Genomic DNA, 17555 nt, shown 5'->3' with positions numbered 1-17555 from the left:
CTGCACCAGAGCTGTTAAGCAGTCTTCGGTGGATGTTGCGAGGCTGCCGCCTTTTGATCCAGGTGTTCCAGCTTCAGCAGGTGCCGCGGAGGTTCATCAAAGATGACCTCGCTGGAAACCCGCAGGTCTTCACCGACCCGGATCAGTTCGCCAGATTCAAGCAGCCGCCAGTCAGCATGGTCGGTCATCTTCTCGGTGGCGACTATGACCACATGACGGTCAGCCAGTTCAGGGCTGTGCGTCCGAATTCGACGGCTGTCGGCCACCAGGGCGTGGTCCTCACCGCTGCTCTGGGAAGTTCGGTCCAGGACATAGAGATCGTGGGTCTCGGGATAGCGCACTGCCCACAATTCATCTGCCGTGGTCAGAATCATGTTCAGGCTGTACACGGGCAGATTCTCGGCGATCCAGCCCAGGGCCGCCTTGATCCCGACGCGTATATCGCCATTTGCCCTGCGGATCTCGGCAGTAATCAATGCAAAGACCCGTTCACTGTCGGTTTGGCCGCGCACCAGCGACTCCGTGCCCAGTTCGCCCAGGCGCTCATCGAGGGCCTGCAGGCCCTCGACAATCCCATTGTGCGCAAAAAGCCGATTGTCTTCCTCAAACGGGTGCGTATTGATCTGCGTATGCGCGCCCGTGCTGGCATATCGGACATGGGCCAGGAACGTCTCGCTCTTCAGGTTCTTCGCTTCCTGCGCGAACTCACGGTCCTTCCAGGCCGTGAGCGGCTGCTTGTTCACGATGGCATGCCCCGACGCGTCAAACGTGCCCACCCCGGTGCCATCCGGTTCATAATGGCTTTGAATCGCCAGGCTATTTGCCGCGTGCAGCAGCCAGAAGGTTGCCCTCGCTCGATCGTTACCTGCGTGCATCCCGAACAAACGGCACATGTTCCTACCTTAAGTTCCCCATTGAATTGAACACTTTCTCCACCATGGAGGGATCAGACGGGGATATTCAAGGATGGCCGATTTCCTATCAGTTTCCTTTCATCTTCTGCATGCACGTGAATCCGGAAGATGGCTTCTGGACACGGCTGGGATCGCGAAATGGCCAGGGGAGCGGCCCCTGGAACCCGCGGCACCAGCGAACGCAAGGTGCCGATGTTCCCACGCACTGTCATTGACCTCTTCGGTGCGCGCTCGTCAGTTCGTGACCCTGGGCATTCTCGTGCCCGCATGCGAAGCCGAGACCAACGCATCATGCGCCATATCGCTGTGCAATGAATCCGGTTGATCGTCAGCAAGCGCACCGAAGGTGTCTAAGCCGGGTTACCCGATGACCGATTGGTGCCACGTAATGGGAGCACGTGGCAGGCGACAAGAGGTCACCAAGGGGAGCCCCCAAAGGCATTCTGAAATCCTCTACTTTACATAATGTAGATTATCGGCTCTTTATGGAACTGGGGATTATCGGGGTAGTGGCACCCGTATCCGGGCCTTGGGTCGGCAGGTTCCTGCGCTGGGATGATGCTGCCTGGGTTCTGCCTTTAGTCCTCATCCTCGGGTTCCGCATTTGCCACGTCGAGCCGGTAGTCCGCGAAGTTCAGCGTCTGCGCGATGAACTGCTTGAGCCGCTCGTCGCTCATGGAATAGACCATGTGCCGACCTTCCTTACGCGTCTGAAGCACACCTTTGGTTCGCAGGCGTGAGAGCAGCTGGCTGGCCACCGATGGACGGACACCCACAAACTGCGACAGTTCCGACAGGGTGTGATCGGATGACGACAACGCCCACAGCATCTGCAGCCGAGCCGGGTCAGCCAACGTTTTCAGCACCGTCATCGACATCTCCAGCAGCTCGTTGGATATGATCACATCACGAGCAGGTGTTACGGCATAGTCGGTCATTTCACTCACTCTCCCCGAACATCCACCGCAGTTCCATGGAACCGATACCGGTTCCATGCACGCCCTGGTGCTACCCATTATGGGCACCAGCCCACGATATGGCGAGGGGTCGTCAGCAAATGATCTGCGGCACACCAGCGAGCAATAGTGCCGCCCACTCCCCTGAGGTAAAACCATTCTTCCACGACGAAACGCACTTTGACCTGTGTTTTTAGGTTTATCACTACTGGGTAGCAAGCGACTGGGCGCCGCGGAGCACTGCATGGGAGCACGGGTCTGATTTGAGTGGCCAGAAGCTGCTGGCAAACTGGTGGAATGCATGCCTCTGAAGCCCCGACAGCCCTGGGAAGAATTAGTTGCACCGAACGCCAACAAATGCTCACCCACTTCCTGGAACGCCAGGCCATTACCCCAGATGAATCCCAGATGGAGCTAATGGGGGCGCTATCCCGGCTGTTGGACCCGGGGGCCAACGAGACGGCACCGACCGGCTGCTACATCTACGGCCCACCCGGGCGCGGAAAAACCATGATCCTGGACGCCCTGATGCAGACCCTGGATCCAGCCAGCAGCGCACGGATGCATTTCCACGAATTCTTTGATGCGGTCAGCCGGGCCGGTGCTTCGGAAACCGGCCCCAAGGGACCAATCTTCATGCGCGGTCTGCAGCGCGAGCTGTCGGGTTTGGAGGTCCTGTGCTTCGATGAGTTCCATTGTGTTGAGCCCGGGGACGCGATGTTCATGGCGCGGCTGGTCGGCTACTGCCAGGAACACCGGATCAGGCTGATCACCACCTCGAACTACGCACCGGAATTCCTCTTGGATGACCCGTATTTCCACCATCTGATCGAGCCCACCATTGCCGTTGTGCGCAGCAGCTTCCTGGTTCACGAACTGGATCACCGGCTGGACTACCGCACGGTGCCCACGACCGCCTCGGCGGCCGGCGGCTACCGGGCCGGAAGCCTGAACGTTGGGGCTACTCCCCCGGCCCCGACCACCCCGCGAACCACTCTTCGCGTTGGCTACGACGAGATCGAACCGGTGTACATGCAGGGCACCGGGCTGCGCACGTCCTTTGACCAGCTGTGCCGCACCCGCCGCAACACCCGTGACTACCTGGAGATGAGCCGTCGCTTCGAACACTGGATCATCACCGACATTCCCGCGGTGGCGGACATGCCCATGGATGAGCAGCGCCGATTCGCGAACCTGATCGACGTGCTTTACGACCAGAACCGCGAAGTGCACCTGTACTGCGCGGATAACCTGCAGCGTCTGGGCCAGGCCCTGCAGGGCATCGAACGCGACCGGCTGCTCTCCCGCCTGGCCCAGCTGCCGGTTTCCGCAGCGGCTGGGCATCGGAAATACTAGGAACCATGGACTATAGCGAACTCGGCCCGGAGAAGTTGGGGCAGATCGTCGAGCAGGTGCTGCAGCACGCGCAGCAGAACGTGGCGCCCATCGTGCAGTTGGGCCACCCGGCCCTGCGCCAGCCGGCGCTGCCCTACGACGGCCAATTGGATGCGCCGATCCTGAACGAACTGCTGCTGGTCATGCGCCACACCATGCACGCTGCCCCCGGTGTCGGGTTGGCGGCCGTGCAGCTGGGCATTCCGCTGCAGCTGGCCGTGCTGGAGGACCGGTATCCAATCGACGCCGACGCCGCCCGCGAGCGGGAGCGCGAGCCCCTGGACTACCTGGAGTTCATCAATCCGGGCTATACCCCGATCGGCGCACGCCAGGCGGCGTTCTACGAAGGGTGCCTGTCCTTCAGCGGTTTCCAGGCCGTAGTCAGCCGCCCCACCGCCGTGCACGCCAGCTACCTGGACCGTGACGGCAACCCGCAGGAACGCGACTTCTCCGGCTGGCAGGCGCGCATCGTGCAGCACGAGATCGATCACCTGCGCGGCACGGTCTACATTGACCGGGCCGAGACCCGCTCCCTGGTCTGTGCCTCCGAGGCCTTCCGCTACCCGGGGTTCGACCTGGACCAGGCGCGCAGCCTGCTGGGGTTCTGATGCCATCCACGACTTTGCGTTGCCCGCTGTGCCAGTTTCCCCTGGAGCGGTTCGCTGACCCACGCCCGAGCCTGCGCTGCGAAAACGGGCACCGTTTTGATGCCGCCAAGCAGGGGTACTTCAACTTCCTGACCGGCAAGGGCACGAACTTCGTTGAGGACTCTGCGCCAATGGTCGCCGCCCGGGCGGCCTTCCTCGAGGCCGGACACTACCTGCCGCTGGCCGAGGCCATCATCGCCGCCGCCAGGCTGCCGGAGGATCGGGCGCCGCTGCACCTGCTGGATGCCGGGGCCGGCACCGGCTACTACCTGGGCCAGCTGCTGCGCGCCGCGGGCTCGCGTGCCGTGGATGCGGTGGCGCTGGACATTTCCCGCTATGCGATGCGCCGTGCCGCAAAACTGCCTTCCACCACGGCGCTGGTGTGGGATGTGTGGCGCACCCTACCCACAGCGGATGCCTCGCGCCAGGTGGTGCTCAACTGCTTCGCCCCGCACAACCCGGCCGAGTTCCGCCGGGTCCTCTCCTCCGGTGGCACCTGCGTGGTGGTCACCGCCCTGCCCACACACCTGCAGGAGATCCGCCAGGAGCTGCAGATGCTGGGAATCGCCCCGGATAAGGAAGAGCAGCTGGTGGCCCGGTTCGCTGGCGCCGGGCTGGAGCTGCTCGACTCGCGGGAGCTGAGCTACCCCATGGAACTGGACCCCATGGCGCTGTACAACCTGGCGTTCATGGGGCCGGCCGGGCATCACCTGGATGAACAGGCGCTGGCCGCCACCGTCGAGCGCCTGGGTCCGCGCCGGGTCACCGCCGCCTTCGGCATTTACTCATTCGGATAGTGCGAAACCAAATATCCCCCTAAGTGACTACCGACATCCAGTGGCGTATGCGGCAGAATGGAGGCAAAGCCGACCGGATTGTCGGGGCGGCTGAACTCGTAAACGAAGGTATGAGGCATTGAGTACAGCGCAATGGGTTCTTAGCAACGCCTGGGTCATCTGGCTCGCGGTGTTCCTGCTGTTGGCGATCGTGGAGATGCTGTCACTGGACCTGTATTTCATCATGCTCGGCGTTGGTTCGCTCGGCGGATTGGCCGTGGCCCTGGCGGGCGGCCCGGGCTGGCTGCAGGTGGTGGTGTTCGGTCTGGTGTCACTGGCAATGGTTTTGCTGGTGCGCCCGATTGCCATCAGGCATTTGCGCAAGGCGCCGGAGGGGTTCCGCACGAACATTGACCGGTTGATCGGCCAGGACGCACTGGTGCTCGAACCGGTCTCCCGGATCTCCGGGCGCGCCAAGATCGTCGGCGAGGTCTGGACGGCCCGCACCGACGTGGACCAGCCGAGCATGGATCCCGGCAGCTATGCCGTCGTCAGCCGCATCGAAGGGGCGACCGCCTATTTGAAGCTGAAGCCCGAGGCCGACCTTTAACACCCGTCAGCTCCCCCGGTGCGCCCCTTGACCGGATGCGCGGCCACGGCAAACCCGCCGGCCAGGGAGCAGACCAAAGACCAAATCATCAACGCACCAAGAAAGTGAGTACCCATGGAGTCCAATTCACTTGGGCTGATAATCGTGCTCGTGGTTCTGGCGATCTTCGTGATCGTCGTGCTGCTGCGCAGCGTGCGCATCGTACCCCAGGCCCGCGCCGGCATCGTCGAGCGCCTGGGCAAGTACAACCGCACCCTGAATCCCGGGCTGACGATCCTGATCCCCTTTGTTGACCGACTGCTGCCGCTGCTGGATCTGCGTGAACAGGTTGTCTCCTTCCCGCCCCAGCCGGTGATCACCGAGGACAACCTGGTGGTCTCCATCGACACCGTGGTCTACTTCCAGATCACCGAGCCGCGCGCGGCGACCTATGAGATCGCCAACTACATCCAGGCCGTTGAGCAGCTGACCACCACCACGCTGCGTAACGTGGTCGGCGGGCTGAACCTGGAAGAGGCGCTGACCAGCCGCGACCAGATCAACGGCCAGCTGCGCGGGGTGCTGGATGAGGCCACCGGCAAATGGGGCATCCGCGTCTCCCGCGTCGAGCTGAAGGCCATCGACCCACCGATCTCGATCCAGGACTCGATGGAGAAGCAGATGCGCGCCGAACGTGACCGCCGCGCCGCGATCCTCACCGCCGAGGGCACCAAGCAGTCCGACATCCTCACCGCCGAAGGTGAACGCCAGGCCGCCATCCTCAAGGCCGAGGGTGACGCCCAGGCCTCGATCCTGCGCGCCGACGGTGAAGCCCAGGCAATCCAGAAGGTGTTCGACGCGATTCACGCCGGACGCCCGGACCAGGAGCTGCTGGCCTACCAGTACCTGCAGACCCTGCCGAAGCTGGCCGAAGGTACCTCGAACACGCTGTGGGTCATCCCCAGCGAGGTCACCGAGGCCCTGAAGGGCATCGGCGGCGCGCTGGGCGGCGTATCCGACTCGGCTCGGAAGAACGACTCGGGCTCCACGGGCGTCTAATACCCGGTTCCGCCCTATGATTCAGTCCCCAACGGCGGGATCCGGAAACGGGTCCCGCCGTTGGCACGTATAATGGTTATTTTGGGTGCCGGCCACTGGAGCGGGGAATCTTTTGGCCACACCGACCGTTGGAATGTGTAGCGTACACGAAGACCTCTCGTAAGGAGTAACATGAGCGATCGCAGCCTACGAGGCATGCGCCTGGGCGCACAGAGCATGGAATCTGAGGCAGGTGTAGAGCCGGCTGCACGCCAGCGCGTGGAATACCAGAGCGAGGACGGCGAACGCGTCTTCGTGGTGTTTGCCGCTGAAGCCGACATCCCGGCCACCTGGCTGACCAAGGCCGGCAAGGAAGCCAAGCTGGTGCACGGCGAAGCCAAGGAGGCCGAGCCGACCAACGAGAAGCCGGTTCGTACCCACTGGGACATGCTGCTGGAGCGCCGTTCGGAAGAGGAACTGGAAAAGATCCTGGCCGACCGCCTGACCCAGCTGCGCGCCTCGCGCGGCGAAGCGGTCTAGGACGCGTCCTTCCGCCACAAGCACACGGTGAGGCTGCCCTTCCCCACGGGGAGGGCAGCCTCACCTTTTGCGTCTCTGGCGCCGTGTTCCGCCTAAGGCCCAGGGCCGGCGGGGAAAGGAAAACGCCGCGCACCCGGGCCGGTGGGCCCGAACGCGCGGCGTCCTGTTCTTGGCGGCAAAGCGCCGCAGCGGCTACTTCTGCAGCTTGCCGGTCAGCTTCTTCCAGCGGGCAGACAGGCCCCAGCGGGTGACGTTCAGCATCGCCTCAACCACGATGTTTCCGCTCATCTTCGAATCCCCCAGCTCGCGTTCCACGAATGTCACCGGGACCTCGACGATGCGCATGCCCAGCATCGCCACGCGGAAGGTCATATCCACCTGGAAGCCGTAGCCGCGCGATTCGATCGCGTCGAAGTCGATGGCCTCCAGGGTTTCGCGTTTGAAGGCGCGGTAGCCTGCGGTGATGTCCTTCAGCGGCAGGCCCAGCAGGGTGCGCGAGTAGAAGCTGCCGCCACGGGAGATGATCTTGCGCGAGAGCGGCCAGTTGACCACTTCCCCGCCCTTGACCCAGCGCGAACCGATCACCAGGTCGGCGCACTCGGCGCTGGCCTGCAGCAGGCGGGGCAGCTGTTCGGGCATGTGCGAGCCGTCCGCGTCCATTTCCACGATGACGTCGTAGTCGCGCTCCAGGGCCCAGCGGAAGCCGGCGATGTAGGCCGCGCCCAGCCCTTCCTTGCCCTTGCGGTGCATGACGTGGATCTGGCTGTCCTCGGCCGCCATCTTGTCGGCCAGCTCGCCGGTGCCGTCGGGCGAGTTGTCGTCGGCAATGAGCACGTCGGCGTCCGGCACGGCCTTGCGCAGTCGTCCCACCGTCAGGGGCAGTGACTCCAGCTCGTTGTACGTGGGGATGATCGTAATGACGCGCACGCGGCACCTTTCTCGAATTCTGCTTGGCATCCCCGCCAGCTCGGTCCGGGGGAATTAGTCCAAATTCAAATTATAGTCACCCGGGCAGCGCTCAACCGCGTTGTGACACAGTTGATCCCCGGTGACTTCGGCCCTATCCCCCGCCGCACGGCAGGGAATGTTATCTAAGGTCACCGGGGATCAACTTGATGTGCTACGCCGCAGGGGCCCGGAAAGCGGCCCGCGGCGTGGCGCTGATCACCAGCCTAGTCCCCTACCCACCGGTTGTGTCAACCATCCGGTGACTACTGGATACACAAACTTGCGCCAAGTCACACATGCAATCAGCGCTTCCTGGCAGTTGCCTTTCCGGGGGCTTGGGGCGCGGTGCTAGGAGCGTACCGGCAGCGCGTCGAACAGGGTGATTCCGGCCCGCACGGTGCGCAGGCATTCGGGGATCTGCTCGTCGATGACCGGCAGCAGCGGGGTGCCGGCCCGGGCATCGGTGGACCAGGAGGAGATGCGCTCATCGGGGGTCTGCACGGCCAGTTCGGAGGCGCTCCACACCGCGAAGGTGGCCGGGGCGCCGATCACCAGCTGCCCGGTGTACGGGCTGGCCTGGCCCATGGCGCGGTAGGCGGAACGGGTCTGGGCCAGGAACGCGGCCCGGGCCGAGATCCGCCCGGCCGGCTGGTTCAGCCGCATCGCCGCCCGCACGGTCGCCCAGCCATCCACCTCGGTGACCGGGGCGTCCGAGCCGAGCACCACCGGCACCCCGGCGGAGAGCATCGCGGCCAGGTTGTTCATCTGCCCGGCCCGCTCCCCCAGGCGCTGACGGTACATGCCGTGCTCCGCGCCCCAGTACTCGTCAAAGCGCGGCTGCATGGACACGGTGATCGAGTAGACCAGCAGGCGCTGGCGGCTGGCCTCATCCACCATTTCGGCGTGCTCCAGGCGGTGCCGGCCGGCCTGCAGCCGGGCCACGCCGATGCGTTCGGCGGCCAGGTCGAACCCGTCCAGCACGGTGTCCAGCGCGGCGTCGCCGATGACGTGGAAACCGGCCTGGGTGTTGGTTTCGCTGCAGGCAACCAGGTGGGCGGCGATTTGCTCCGGTTCCAGGAACAGGGTGCCGCGCTCACCCGGCGCGTCGGCGTAGTCCTCGCGCAGGGCCGCGCTGCGGCTGCCCAGCGAGCCGTCCACCTTCAGGTCCCCGCCCAGGCCCAGCAGCCGCGGCGAATCGAATTCGTCCGCCAGCGCGCGGGCCTCATCCGCGCCGCTGACCGCCTGGCCCCAGTAGGCGTAGACCTCGGGCAGCTGCGGGTCATCCTCTGCCAGCAGCGCCTTCAGCGCCGGCTTGCCGCCCAGGTGTTCGGCGGCCATTTCCACGACCACCGCGAAGCCGCGGGAGGCGTAGTGCTCCAGTGCCCGGCGCTGGTGGGCGGACACCCGGGCCGGGTCGGCGTCCAGGGCGGCGGCGATCTTATCGCGTTCGGCGCCGTGCACCAGGCCAGGGGTGATGTCCTTGAGCTGCAGCAGCTCCAGCAGCCGCTGGTTGACCAGGGCGCTGTGCTTGTCGATGCGGGTCAGGTAGTAGCCCTTGCCGCCGGCCGCGGCCTCCAGCTGCTCGGTGGCGGGCAGCTGCCCGGTGGCCCAGCGGGTTTCGTCCCAGCCGTGGGCGGTGATGATCTGCCCCTCAGTTGCCCCGGCCAGCTCCCGCAGCCGCGCAACCAGGTCCTCGGGGCTGCGGCCGGCGCTGAGGTCCTCACCGGCCAGCACGGCCCCCAAATCCGCCAGGTGGGTGTGGGAGTCCACGAAGGCCGGGGTAACGAGCCCGCCCTCAAGGTCGATGACCTCATCGGCGCGTTCGGCCTGGCGGTCGGCGGCTTCCTCGCCGCCGATCCAGGCGACGGTGTTCCCGTCGATCATCATTGCGGTGGCGAACGGGTCGGCCGACGAGTAGATCGATCCGTTGCGGTACAGGGTCAGTGCCATGAATTCCTAGTCCTCAATCCGCACCTGTAGGTGCTAATCCAATACATTCGAGTAGGCCACCACTCCGCGCTTGACCAGGTCCACGGCCTTGCGCGCGTTCTTGGACAGCCTGGTGGGCAGGTCAGGGTTCTTGGCCAGCTGGTCCAGGGTGTCGATGACCTGCTTGGCCCAGCGCACGAAGTCCCCGGGGGCCAGATCCGCCCCGCGCAGGCAGGTGTTCAAGGTGGCGCCGCGTGCCCACTTGTACATCGGCCAGATCAGCCCGGACTCCGGCGGGGCGGTGGGTTCCAGGCCCTTGGCCTCCTCCACGTCCGAAAGCTGCGCCCAGGACTTGACCATCAGCTCCCACACCCCGGCCACCCGTTCGGTGGGCATCTTCGGGTCCGGGCGGTCATAGTCGCGCCGGGCCTGGTAGACCAGGGCGGCGGTGACGGCGCACAGCTCCTCGGCGTTCAGCGAGTTCAGCGCCCCGGTTTCCAGCACCCGGCTGGTCAGCAGGTCGCGTTCGCCGTAGATGCGGCGCAGCCGGCGCCCGGCATCGGTGATGACCGGTTCGTCGTCCTCGGCCTGCGGGGCGATGTAGCCGAAGTGCTCGAGCACCGCGAAGACCTTGTCGAACTGCTTGGCGATGGTGTTGGTGCGTCCGGAGATCTGCCGGCGCAGCCGGTCGGTTTCCTTCTTCAGCTTCCAGTAGCGTTCGGCCCAGCGGGCGTGCTCCTCACGGTCCGAGCAGTGGTGGCAGGGGTGGTCCTGCAGCTGGCGGCGCAGCCCCTCCACCTCGCGTTCGAAGTTGTCGCTGCCGGCGTAGTCGAACCCGGCCGCGTCCTTGCGCGGGGGCCGGTGCTCGTGGATGGCGTTGCGCAGCGCCGCGGCCAGGTCCTTGCGTTCCTTGGGCGACTTGCCGGTGAACGCCTTGGGCACCTTGATCCGCGAGACGATCTCCAATGGACCGCGCAGGTCCTCCACGGAGAGCCGGCGCAGCCGGCCTTCCTCGGTGAGCACGGTGTGCCGCGGGTCGTAGAGCGAGGTGTCCACCTCCACGATGACGGCCCGGCCAAAGCGCCGCGAGCCAGGCAGGTCCACCACGTCCCCGCGGATCACCGCCTGCATGGACTTCTCCGCCGCCGAACGGCGTTCGTGCTGGCGGTTGCGGGAGAAGTTCTTCTCCGCCGCGCTCAGCTTGCGGCGCAGCGCACTGTATTCCTGGAAATCCCCCAGGTGGCACTGCATGGCCTTCTGGTAGCCGGCCAGGGATTCCTCGCGGGACTGCACCTGGCGGGCCAGACCCACCACGGAGCGGTCGGCCTGGTACTGGGCGAAGGAGGACTCCAGGATCCGGCGGGTCTGTTCCCGGCCGAACTGGGCGAGCAGGTTGGTGGACATGTTGTAGGTGGGGCGGAAGCTGGAGTTCAGCGGGTAGGTGCGCTTGGAGGCCAAACCGGCCAGCGCCTCGGGTTCCACCTCCGGGTTCCACATCACGATGGAGTGGCCCTCGATGTCGATGCCGCGCCGTCCGGCCCGCCCGGTGAGCTGGGTGTACTCCCCGGCGCTGATCTGCACGTGTGCTTCACCGTTGAACTTCACCAGCTTTTCCAGCACCACCGAACGGGCCGGCATGTTGATGCCCAGGGCCAGGGTCTCGGTGGCGAAGACGACCTTGAGCAGGCCGCGGGCAAACAGGTCCTCGACGATTTCCTTGAAGATCGGCAGCAGCCCGGCGTGGTGGGCGGCGTACCCGCGCATCATCGCGTCCCGCCAGGACCAGAACTCGAGCACCTCCAGGTCATCGGAGGGGATCCGGTAGGCGACTTCCTCCAGCGCCTCGGCGATCTCCGCGGCTTCCGCGTCCGTGGTCAGGCGCAGGTCCGCCATCGCGCACTGGTGCACGGCGTTGTCGCAGCCCTTGCGGGAGAAGATGAAGAAGATCGCCGGCAGCAGCGCGGCCCGGTCCAGGGCGATGATGCTCTGCGGGCGGGTGGCGCGGGCCGCCTCGGGATGCGGCGGGGTGTAGCGGTCCCGCGAGCCGCCCCGGCGTCCGCGCCCGCCGGGACGGAAGGGCCGGGTGAGCTTGCGCAGGTCCGGGTTCACCGCCGCGCGGGACTGCTGCCCGGCGGTCTGGTCGAAGGAGACGTCCTCGGCGAACAGGTCCATCAGCTTGGTGCCGACCATGACGTGCTGGAACAGCGGGATCGGACGGTGTTCGGAGACGATGATGTCGGTGTCCCCGCGCACGGTGTCCAGCCAGCCGCCGAATTCCTCGGCGTTGGAGACGGTGGCGGAGAGGGAAATGATCTGCACGTTCTGCGGCAGGTGCAGGATCACTTCCTCCCACACGGCCCCGCGGAACTTGTCGGCCAGGTAGTGCACCTCGTCCATCACCACGTAGCCCAGCCCGTCCAGGGTGCGTGAGTCGGCGTAGAGCATGTTGCGCAGCACCTCGGTGGTCATCACCACCACCTGGGCTTCGGAGTTGATGGAGGTGTCCCCCGTCAGCAGGCCCACATTGCGCGCCCCGTGCACCTTGACCAGGTCCGAGTACTTCTGGTTGCTCAGCGCCTTGATGGGGGTGGTGTAGAAGGCCTTGCGGCCTTGGGCCAGGGCCTGGAAGATCGCGAACTCACCGACCACCGTCTTGCCGGCCCCGGTGGGGGCGGCCACCAGCACCCCCTTGCCCTGGGCGACCGACTGGCAGCCCTGCTCCTGGAACGGGTCCAGGTCGAATCCGAGGCTGGCACGGAAGTCGGGCATCAGGGTGCCGCGCTCAACTGCCCGGGCCTTGGCCTGCTGGTAGCGTTCGGCTGGGGTGCTCACTTTGACTCGGTGTCTCCTAGGTTGGGGGTTGGCCGACTCTACTCCAGACGTTCCCCGCGAGTCAGCCGTTCATTCTCGGCTTCCTGCTCGGCAAGTTTCTTGGAGCGTTTGCGGTCGTTGAGGTAACAGATCAGGGTGGCTGCCGCGAAGGTGAGGAATAGCGGGCCGGCCAGGGCGAACATGGTGATCGCATCGCCGCCGGGGGCGGCCATCGCGGCGACCAGGGCGATCAGGAAGACGGTGATGCGCCAGTTCTTCAGGATCAGCCGGGCCGGCAGCACGCCGACCATGTTCAACCCCACCATCAGCACCGGCACCAGCATGGCCAGCCCGAAGGCCAGCAGCAGCCGGAAGATGAACGGCAGATAGTTGTCGATCGTCAGCAGCATCTCCGAGTTTTCCGGGGCCAGGCCGACGAAGAACTGCAGGGCGAAGGGCAGCACGTAATAGGCCATCGCGACCCCGCCCAAAAACAGCGGCACCGCGGCGGCGGCGAAGGAGTACCCGAGGCGGCGTTCGTTCTTCTTCAGTCCCGGGACGATGAACGCCCACAGCTGGTAGAGCCACACCGGTGAGGAGAGGACCAGGCCGATGAACAGCGAGACCTTGAGCATGATGTCGAAGGGCGACATCACCGCCGCGTAGTTCACCGAGCCGCCGGCGGCCAGGACCGGGGTGAACAGCAGGTCCAGGACCTCGTCGTAGAAGAAGAACCCGGCGACGGTGGCCAGGGCCAGCGCGATCAGCGCCTTGAACAGGCGGTTGCGTGCTTCGGCCAGGTGCTCCCGCAGCGCCATCCGGCCTTCGGGGTCCTTGGGCCGCCGTTTCTTCCGCCCGCTGGTATCTGGTTGTTTAGCCACAGAGATGAGTGTTAGGAGTTCTTCTTCTCGTCGTTCTTGGGGTCGACGAATTCGCCGTCGATGGTTTCGTTCTTGGCGTCGTCATCGTCCTTCATCTTGCGCACCTCGGACTTGAAGATCCGCAGCGACTGACCCATCGAACGGGCCATGCCCGGAAGCTTCGGGGCGCCAAAGAGCAGCAGTGCCAAGACGATGATGATGACCAGGTGCCATCCCTGTAATCCACCCATGGGATTTCCCTTCTTTTGTTGCCTTTAAGTCTACGTCAGAACAGGTGTACGTCGTACACGTTCTGGCGCTGGTTCCGGGCGTCACGGCGGGCCACCCGGGCGGCGCGGCGGGCCTCAACGCGCTCGGCCTTGCCCGTCTCCTTCAGCTGCCGGATCTGATGCGGATCCCCGTGGGTCGCATCGGTGCCGCTGGGGTAGGTGCGCGGGCGCGGGGTGTAGTCCACCACGGTGCCGGGTTGTGCCATATCGGAGGAGAGCTTGTCCGCGGCGTCGCCCAGGCTTTGCATGACGCTCATGCCGCGGCGGAAGAGGCGGAAGCCGGCCACGATGGCGGCCAGCAGCGTGGCCAGGATCAGCACGGTCCACAACAGGACCCAGAACCACCAGGGAAGCATCTATGAATCATCCTCATTCGTGTTGCGTTCGGCACCCAGCCAGGTGTTGACGTAGTCCACGGCCTCGGCGGGAGCGACCACAGCAATCCTACCCCCATGGCGGGCCACCAGCGGGGCGAGCACCGAGTAGTGTGAGAAACGCACCTTCGCCAGGTAGCCGCCGTCGATCTTCTTCGACCAGGCGTCGGGCTGGTACGCCTCGATCTGCGCCACCCGGCTCTGGTCGATGAACAGTTCCACCTGCGGATCCTGCTCGGTGGCCGCGTAGCGCAGCTGCGGTTGGCCGCTGTCCTCATGGCGCCGGCCCAGGGTGAAGTGCTCCCCGGTGGTGTTGGCCGCCAGGATCCGGTCCAGCCGGAAGGTCAGGATCTTTTTCCGGGTGCGGCACCAGGCGCGCAGGTAGCGCCGCTGCCCGTCCTCCACGAAGCGGATTGGTTCGATGTCGCGTTCGTGGTGGCTGCCCGAGGAGAGCGAGTAGTAGTCGATGCGCACCACCTGGTGCTCGCGCACCGCCCGGGCCAGCAGCGCATCCGCGTCCTGCTCGCGCACCTGGTTCAGCGCAAAGCCCAGCGCCCCGTTCCACCCCTCGAAGCGGGCGACCGCCTCATTGAGCTTGGCCAGTGCCGAGTCCAGGGTGGCGCGGTGTTCAAAGTTCGGGATGCTGGCCAGCGCGTTTAGCCCGCCCAGGACCGCCACCGCCTCCATGGGGGCCAGCTTCTGCGGTTCGGCCAGCAGCGCCGCGTTGGAGATGGAGACCCAGTCGGTGTCCAGGTCCCCGTCGTTGACGTTGATCAGTTCATCGTGCTGCCCGCCGGGGACCCCGCACATCATGATCAGCGCCAGCTCCTGGCGCACCTTGGCCGGGCTGAGCTCGTAGCGTTCGGCCAGTTCGGCTACCGTGGCCCCGCCCTGAGCGACCACGTACTGGATCATGTCGATGTTGCGCATCACCTGCTGGGCGGTGGTGCCGCGCCCGGTGGAGCGCCGCGGCTGGTATTTCACCTCAAGCCCGGCGTAGCGTTCGGCCGCCTGGCGCTGCATGGTGCGGGCCTGCTCCAGCAGGCTAGCCACCTGTTCGGCCAGCGCCTGCGGGCCGAGCACGCTCAGGTGCGGCCCGTAGCCGGCCAGTTCGGTGGCGAACGCCTCCTGGTCGGCGTAGGCGATCACCAGGGTGTCCCCGGGGGTGCCGGGTTCGGCTGGCGTGGTTTCCAGGGCCCGGGCACGCAGCGGCAGCGCCGCCTCGGCGTGGATGCGCACCGTGGCCAGTTCGGCGTGGTGCTGCAGGTCGAAGTCCTGCAGCACCTGGGACATTGAGAACCCTTCGGGGCGCGGATGGTAGGTGCTGCCCTTGGGCAGGGTGGAAAGCGTGAAGCTGCCGGTGATGCGCGAGAGGCGGAAGACCCGGCGCTCGTTGCGGGTGTGGTCATACCCGGTGAAGTACCACTGCCCGTAGCGCTGGCCGATCCCCCACACGTCCACGGTGCGTTCGCTGTGCTGGCCGCCGGCGTCCCGGTAGGTGAAGTGCACGCTCTTGCGGTTGAACACGGCCAGCGCGCAGGCCTTGAAGTTCGGGTCGTCCATCGACAGCCGCGGCAGGTAGGAGCCCAGGTACGGGGCGATGTCCTCGGTGCTGGGCTGGGCGCCGGTGAGCCGTTCGGTGGCGCTGCGGGCCAGGGCCTGCAGCTTGGAGTCCTTCCACAGCGTGGCGGCCAGGGCGATCAGCGCGCTCTCGGCGGCGCTGAAGGAGATCGGCGGCAGGTACCAGTCGGTGGTGTCGATGCGGTAGTGCAGCACCCCGTCGTAGTCCTCGGTGACCAGGCGCAGCCCGAATTCGTTGCGGATCTCGTCCTTGGCCCGTTCGATCGCCTTTTCCCGGGCCTCGGGGTTCCCGCCCGGGTTCAGGTAGTCGCCGATGCGTTCGGCGGTCCATTTGCGCTGGCTGGTGGACAGCGCGTAGATCAGGCTGGTCAGCCGTTCGGCCCTGCTGGGCCCTTCGCTCTGCTTTGTGCTCACGTGCCTACAATAGCCAATCCGGGTGGGGGTTTCGTGCAGGTTAAGCACCGCTGGCCCCGACGGATCGGGGCCAGCTGTGCGGGTGTGACCTGCGGCTACTTGATGCCCATCAGGTCCACGACGAAGATCAGTGCCTCGTTCGGGCCGATGGCCCCGGGGGCGCCGGCCGCGCCGTAGGCCAGCTCGGAGGGGATCTCCAGGCGGCGGCGTCCGCCGACCTTCATGCCCAGCAGGCCCTGGTCCCAGCCCTGGATGACCATGCCCACGCCGACCGGGAAGTCCAGGGTGGAGCCGCGGTTCCAGGAGGCGTCGAATTCCTCACCGGTGGACCAGGCCACGCCCACGTAGTGGGCCTGCACGGTGGTGCCCGGGGTGACTTCCGCACCGGTGCCCTCGATCAGGTCGGTGATGACCAGTTCGGTGGGCGCCTCGGTGCCCGGGAAATCGATTTCCGGCTTGCTGCGATCGTAGTTGCGTTCGCCAAACGACATGCGTGTCGCCTTTCTGTGGGTGATGATGGGCCGAGGTTATTCGGCGTTGGAGACCTTGGTCAATTCTACGTAGAACACCAGCGGGCCGGAGGGACCCTGGGTGGCGTTGTCGCCGTAGGCCATGTCCGAGGGGACGCTGAGCAGCAGCTTGGAGCCTTCCTTCTGTCCGCTCAGGCCCTTGGTCCAGCCGGAGATGACCTGGGAGAGGTTGAACTTGGCGGTGTCTTCGCTGTCGAAGTTGCCGTCGAACTTCTTCCCGTCGGCCCAGGTGACACCGTGGTACTTGACCTCCACGTCGGAGTTCTCGGTGGCTTGCGCGCCCTTGCCCTCCTCCAGCACGTCCACGGCCAGGCCCTGCGGAGCCTGGGTGTCCTTCGGGATGCTGATCTTCGGTTCCTTCTCGTTGGTGTCCACGCTCGGCAGCTGCTTGGCGTCCTTCAGCTCCTTGACCTTGGACTGCTCCAGCACGGTGCTTGGGTCGCTGGCCGACTCGACGTTCATCACGATGATGCGTTCGGCGCGGGCGCCGTCCTCCGGCTCGGAGACGCTGCCGTCGGACTTCGGGTTGCCCTCCACGGTGGTGTAGGCGATCCAGGAGCCGACCTTGGAACCGATCAGGGTGTCGTACAGTTCGGGCATCTGCTGCTTCATGGTGTCGTCGACCTTCATCGGCACCGCTTCGCCGGTGAAGTTCTCATCGACCTTCATCCCGTCGATGTTTTTGTAGATGCCGGACTTCAGCTTGATGGTCTGGCCCTCGGAGATTTCGTTCCCCTCGCCTTCGACCAGCACCTGGGCCTCGGACTTCTCGGTCAGCAGCGGGGCGTCGATCTTCACCGACGGTTCGCTGTTGGCGTCCGCCCCGGGCTTCACCTCGATCGAGTCCAGCGAGGTGCTGGAGCCGGCACCGCAGGCGGTGAGGGCGAGCACGGAGGCGGTGACACATACTGCCAGGACTTTGCGCACAGATTCTACTTTCGTAGCAGGTTCATCGTTTGCAGC

Annotated in this window: 17 protein-coding genes; 6 read left to right on the top strand and 11 right to left on the bottom strand. The window is 65.6% G+C overall.

The annotated features are described in order from the left end of the window. Positions 1-14: 14 nt before the first annotated feature. Both AC6I21_RS07565 and AC6I21_RS07560 read right to left on the bottom strand, forming a co-directional pair. On the bottom strand, positions 15-893 hold the full coding sequence (locus AC6I21_RS07565; protein ID WP_497763385.1) for a class II glutamine amidotransferase: 879 nt from the start codon (positions 891-893) through the stop codon (positions 15-17). A 599-nt stretch (positions 894-1492) separates the two neighbouring features. Beyond that, a complete protein-coding gene (locus AC6I21_RS07560; RefSeq protein ID WP_497763409.1) occupies positions 1493-1852 on the bottom strand; it encodes an ArsR/SmtB family transcription factor in 360 nt (119 codons plus the stop codon). 375 nt (positions 1853-2227) lie between these two features. Here AC6I21_RS07560 and zapE point away from each other — a divergent pair, with 375 nt between their 5' ends. From zapE to AC6I21_RS07530, 6 genes are all read left to right on the top strand, one after another. Further along, positions 2228-3226 (top strand): cell division protein ZapE, encoded by a 999-nt coding sequence (gene zapE, locus AC6I21_RS07555; RefSeq protein WP_497763384.1) that lies wholly within the window; start codon positions 2228-2230, stop codon positions 3224-3226. Positions 3227-3231: 5 nt separating this feature from the next. Beyond that, complete coding sequence (locus AC6I21_RS07550; protein ID WP_497763383.1) at positions 3232-3873, top strand: peptide deformylase; 642 nt, start codon at positions 3232-3234, stop codon at positions 3871-3873. Then, positions 3873-4709 carry a putative RNA methyltransferase gene (locus AC6I21_RS07545; protein WP_497763382.1) on the top strand — a complete coding sequence of 279 codons (837 nt, stop codon included), beginning with the start codon at positions 3873-3875 and terminating at the stop codon, positions 4707-4709. Before AC6I21_RS07550 ends, AC6I21_RS07545 begins: the two co-directional genes overlap by 1 nt. A 118-nt stretch (positions 4710-4827) precedes the next feature. Then, positions 4828-5298, top strand: coding sequence for an NfeD family protein (locus tag AC6I21_RS07540; protein ID WP_054821414.1), 471 nt, complete (start codon positions 4828-4830; stop codon positions 5296-5298). Positions 5299-5412: 114 nt separating this feature from the next. Next, positions 5413-6336 carry an SPFH domain-containing protein gene (locus tag AC6I21_RS07535; RefSeq protein WP_138926210.1) on the top strand — a complete coding sequence of 308 codons (924 nt, stop codon included), beginning with the start codon at positions 5413-5415 and terminating at the stop codon, positions 6334-6336. A gap of 171 nt (positions 6337-6507) precedes the next feature. Next, a complete protein-coding gene (locus AC6I21_RS07530; protein WP_054821413.1) occupies positions 6508-6855 on the top strand; it encodes an RNA polymerase-binding protein RbpA in 348 nt (115 codons plus the stop codon). Positions 6856-7047: 192 nt separating this feature from the next. Here AC6I21_RS07530 and AC6I21_RS07525 read toward each other — a convergent pair whose 3' ends face one another. From AC6I21_RS07525 to AC6I21_RS07485, 9 genes are all read right to left on the bottom strand, one after another. Next, complete coding sequence (locus AC6I21_RS07525) at positions 7048-7782, bottom strand: polyprenol monophosphomannose synthase (protein ID WP_497763381.1); 735 nt, start codon at positions 7780-7782, stop codon at positions 7048-7050. A gap of 369 nt (positions 7783-8151) precedes the next feature. Continuing rightward, complete coding sequence (locus tag AC6I21_RS07520; RefSeq protein ID WP_497763380.1) at positions 8152-9753, bottom strand: amidohydrolase; 1602 nt, start codon at positions 9751-9753, stop codon at positions 8152-8154. A gap of 33 nt (positions 9754-9786) precedes the next feature. After that, entirely contained in the window at positions 9787-12564 is a 2778-nt protein-coding gene (locus tag AC6I21_RS07515; protein WP_246049828.1) for a DEAD/DEAH box helicase, read from the bottom strand. 38 nt (positions 12565-12602) lie between these two features. After that, entirely contained in the window at positions 12603-13361 is a 759-nt protein-coding gene (tatC, locus tag AC6I21_RS07510) for a twin-arginine translocase subunit TatC (RefSeq protein ID WP_497763408.1), read from the bottom strand. Positions 13362-13435: 74 nt separating this feature from the next. After that, the gene (tatA, locus tag AC6I21_RS07505; RefSeq protein ID WP_054821780.1) at positions 13436-13654 is read right to left on the bottom strand and encodes a Sec-independent protein translocase subunit TatA; all 219 of its coding nucleotides are present in this window, start codon (positions 13652-13654) and stop codon (positions 13436-13438) included. A gap of 35 nt (positions 13655-13689) precedes the next feature. Continuing rightward, positions 13690-14049 (bottom strand): hypothetical protein, encoded by a 360-nt coding sequence (locus AC6I21_RS07500; RefSeq protein WP_138173977.1) that lies wholly within the window; start codon positions 14047-14049, stop codon positions 13690-13692. Then, entirely contained in the window at positions 14050-16062 is a 2013-nt protein-coding gene (locus tag AC6I21_RS07495; protein WP_497763379.1) for a helix-turn-helix transcriptional regulator, read from the bottom strand. It lies immediately after the preceding gene. A 95-nt stretch (positions 16063-16157) separates the two neighbouring features. Further along, the gene (locus AC6I21_RS07490; protein WP_138173973.1) at positions 16158-16553 is read right to left on the bottom strand and encodes an FKBP-type peptidyl-prolyl cis-trans isomerase; all 396 of its coding nucleotides are present in this window, start codon (positions 16551-16553) and stop codon (positions 16158-16160) included. Between the two features lie 36 nt (positions 16554-16589). Then, positions 16590-17519: an FKBP-type peptidyl-prolyl cis-trans isomerase gene (locus AC6I21_RS07485; protein ID WP_497763378.1), complete on the bottom strand. Its 930-nt coding sequence runs from the start codon at positions 17517-17519 to the stop codon at positions 16590-16592. Between the last annotated feature and the right edge of the window lie 36 nt (positions 17520-17555).

This window comes from Glutamicibacter sp. St.4D3, from assembly GCF_059728615.1.
This window is presented reverse-complemented; position numbering and strand designations above follow the sequence as displayed.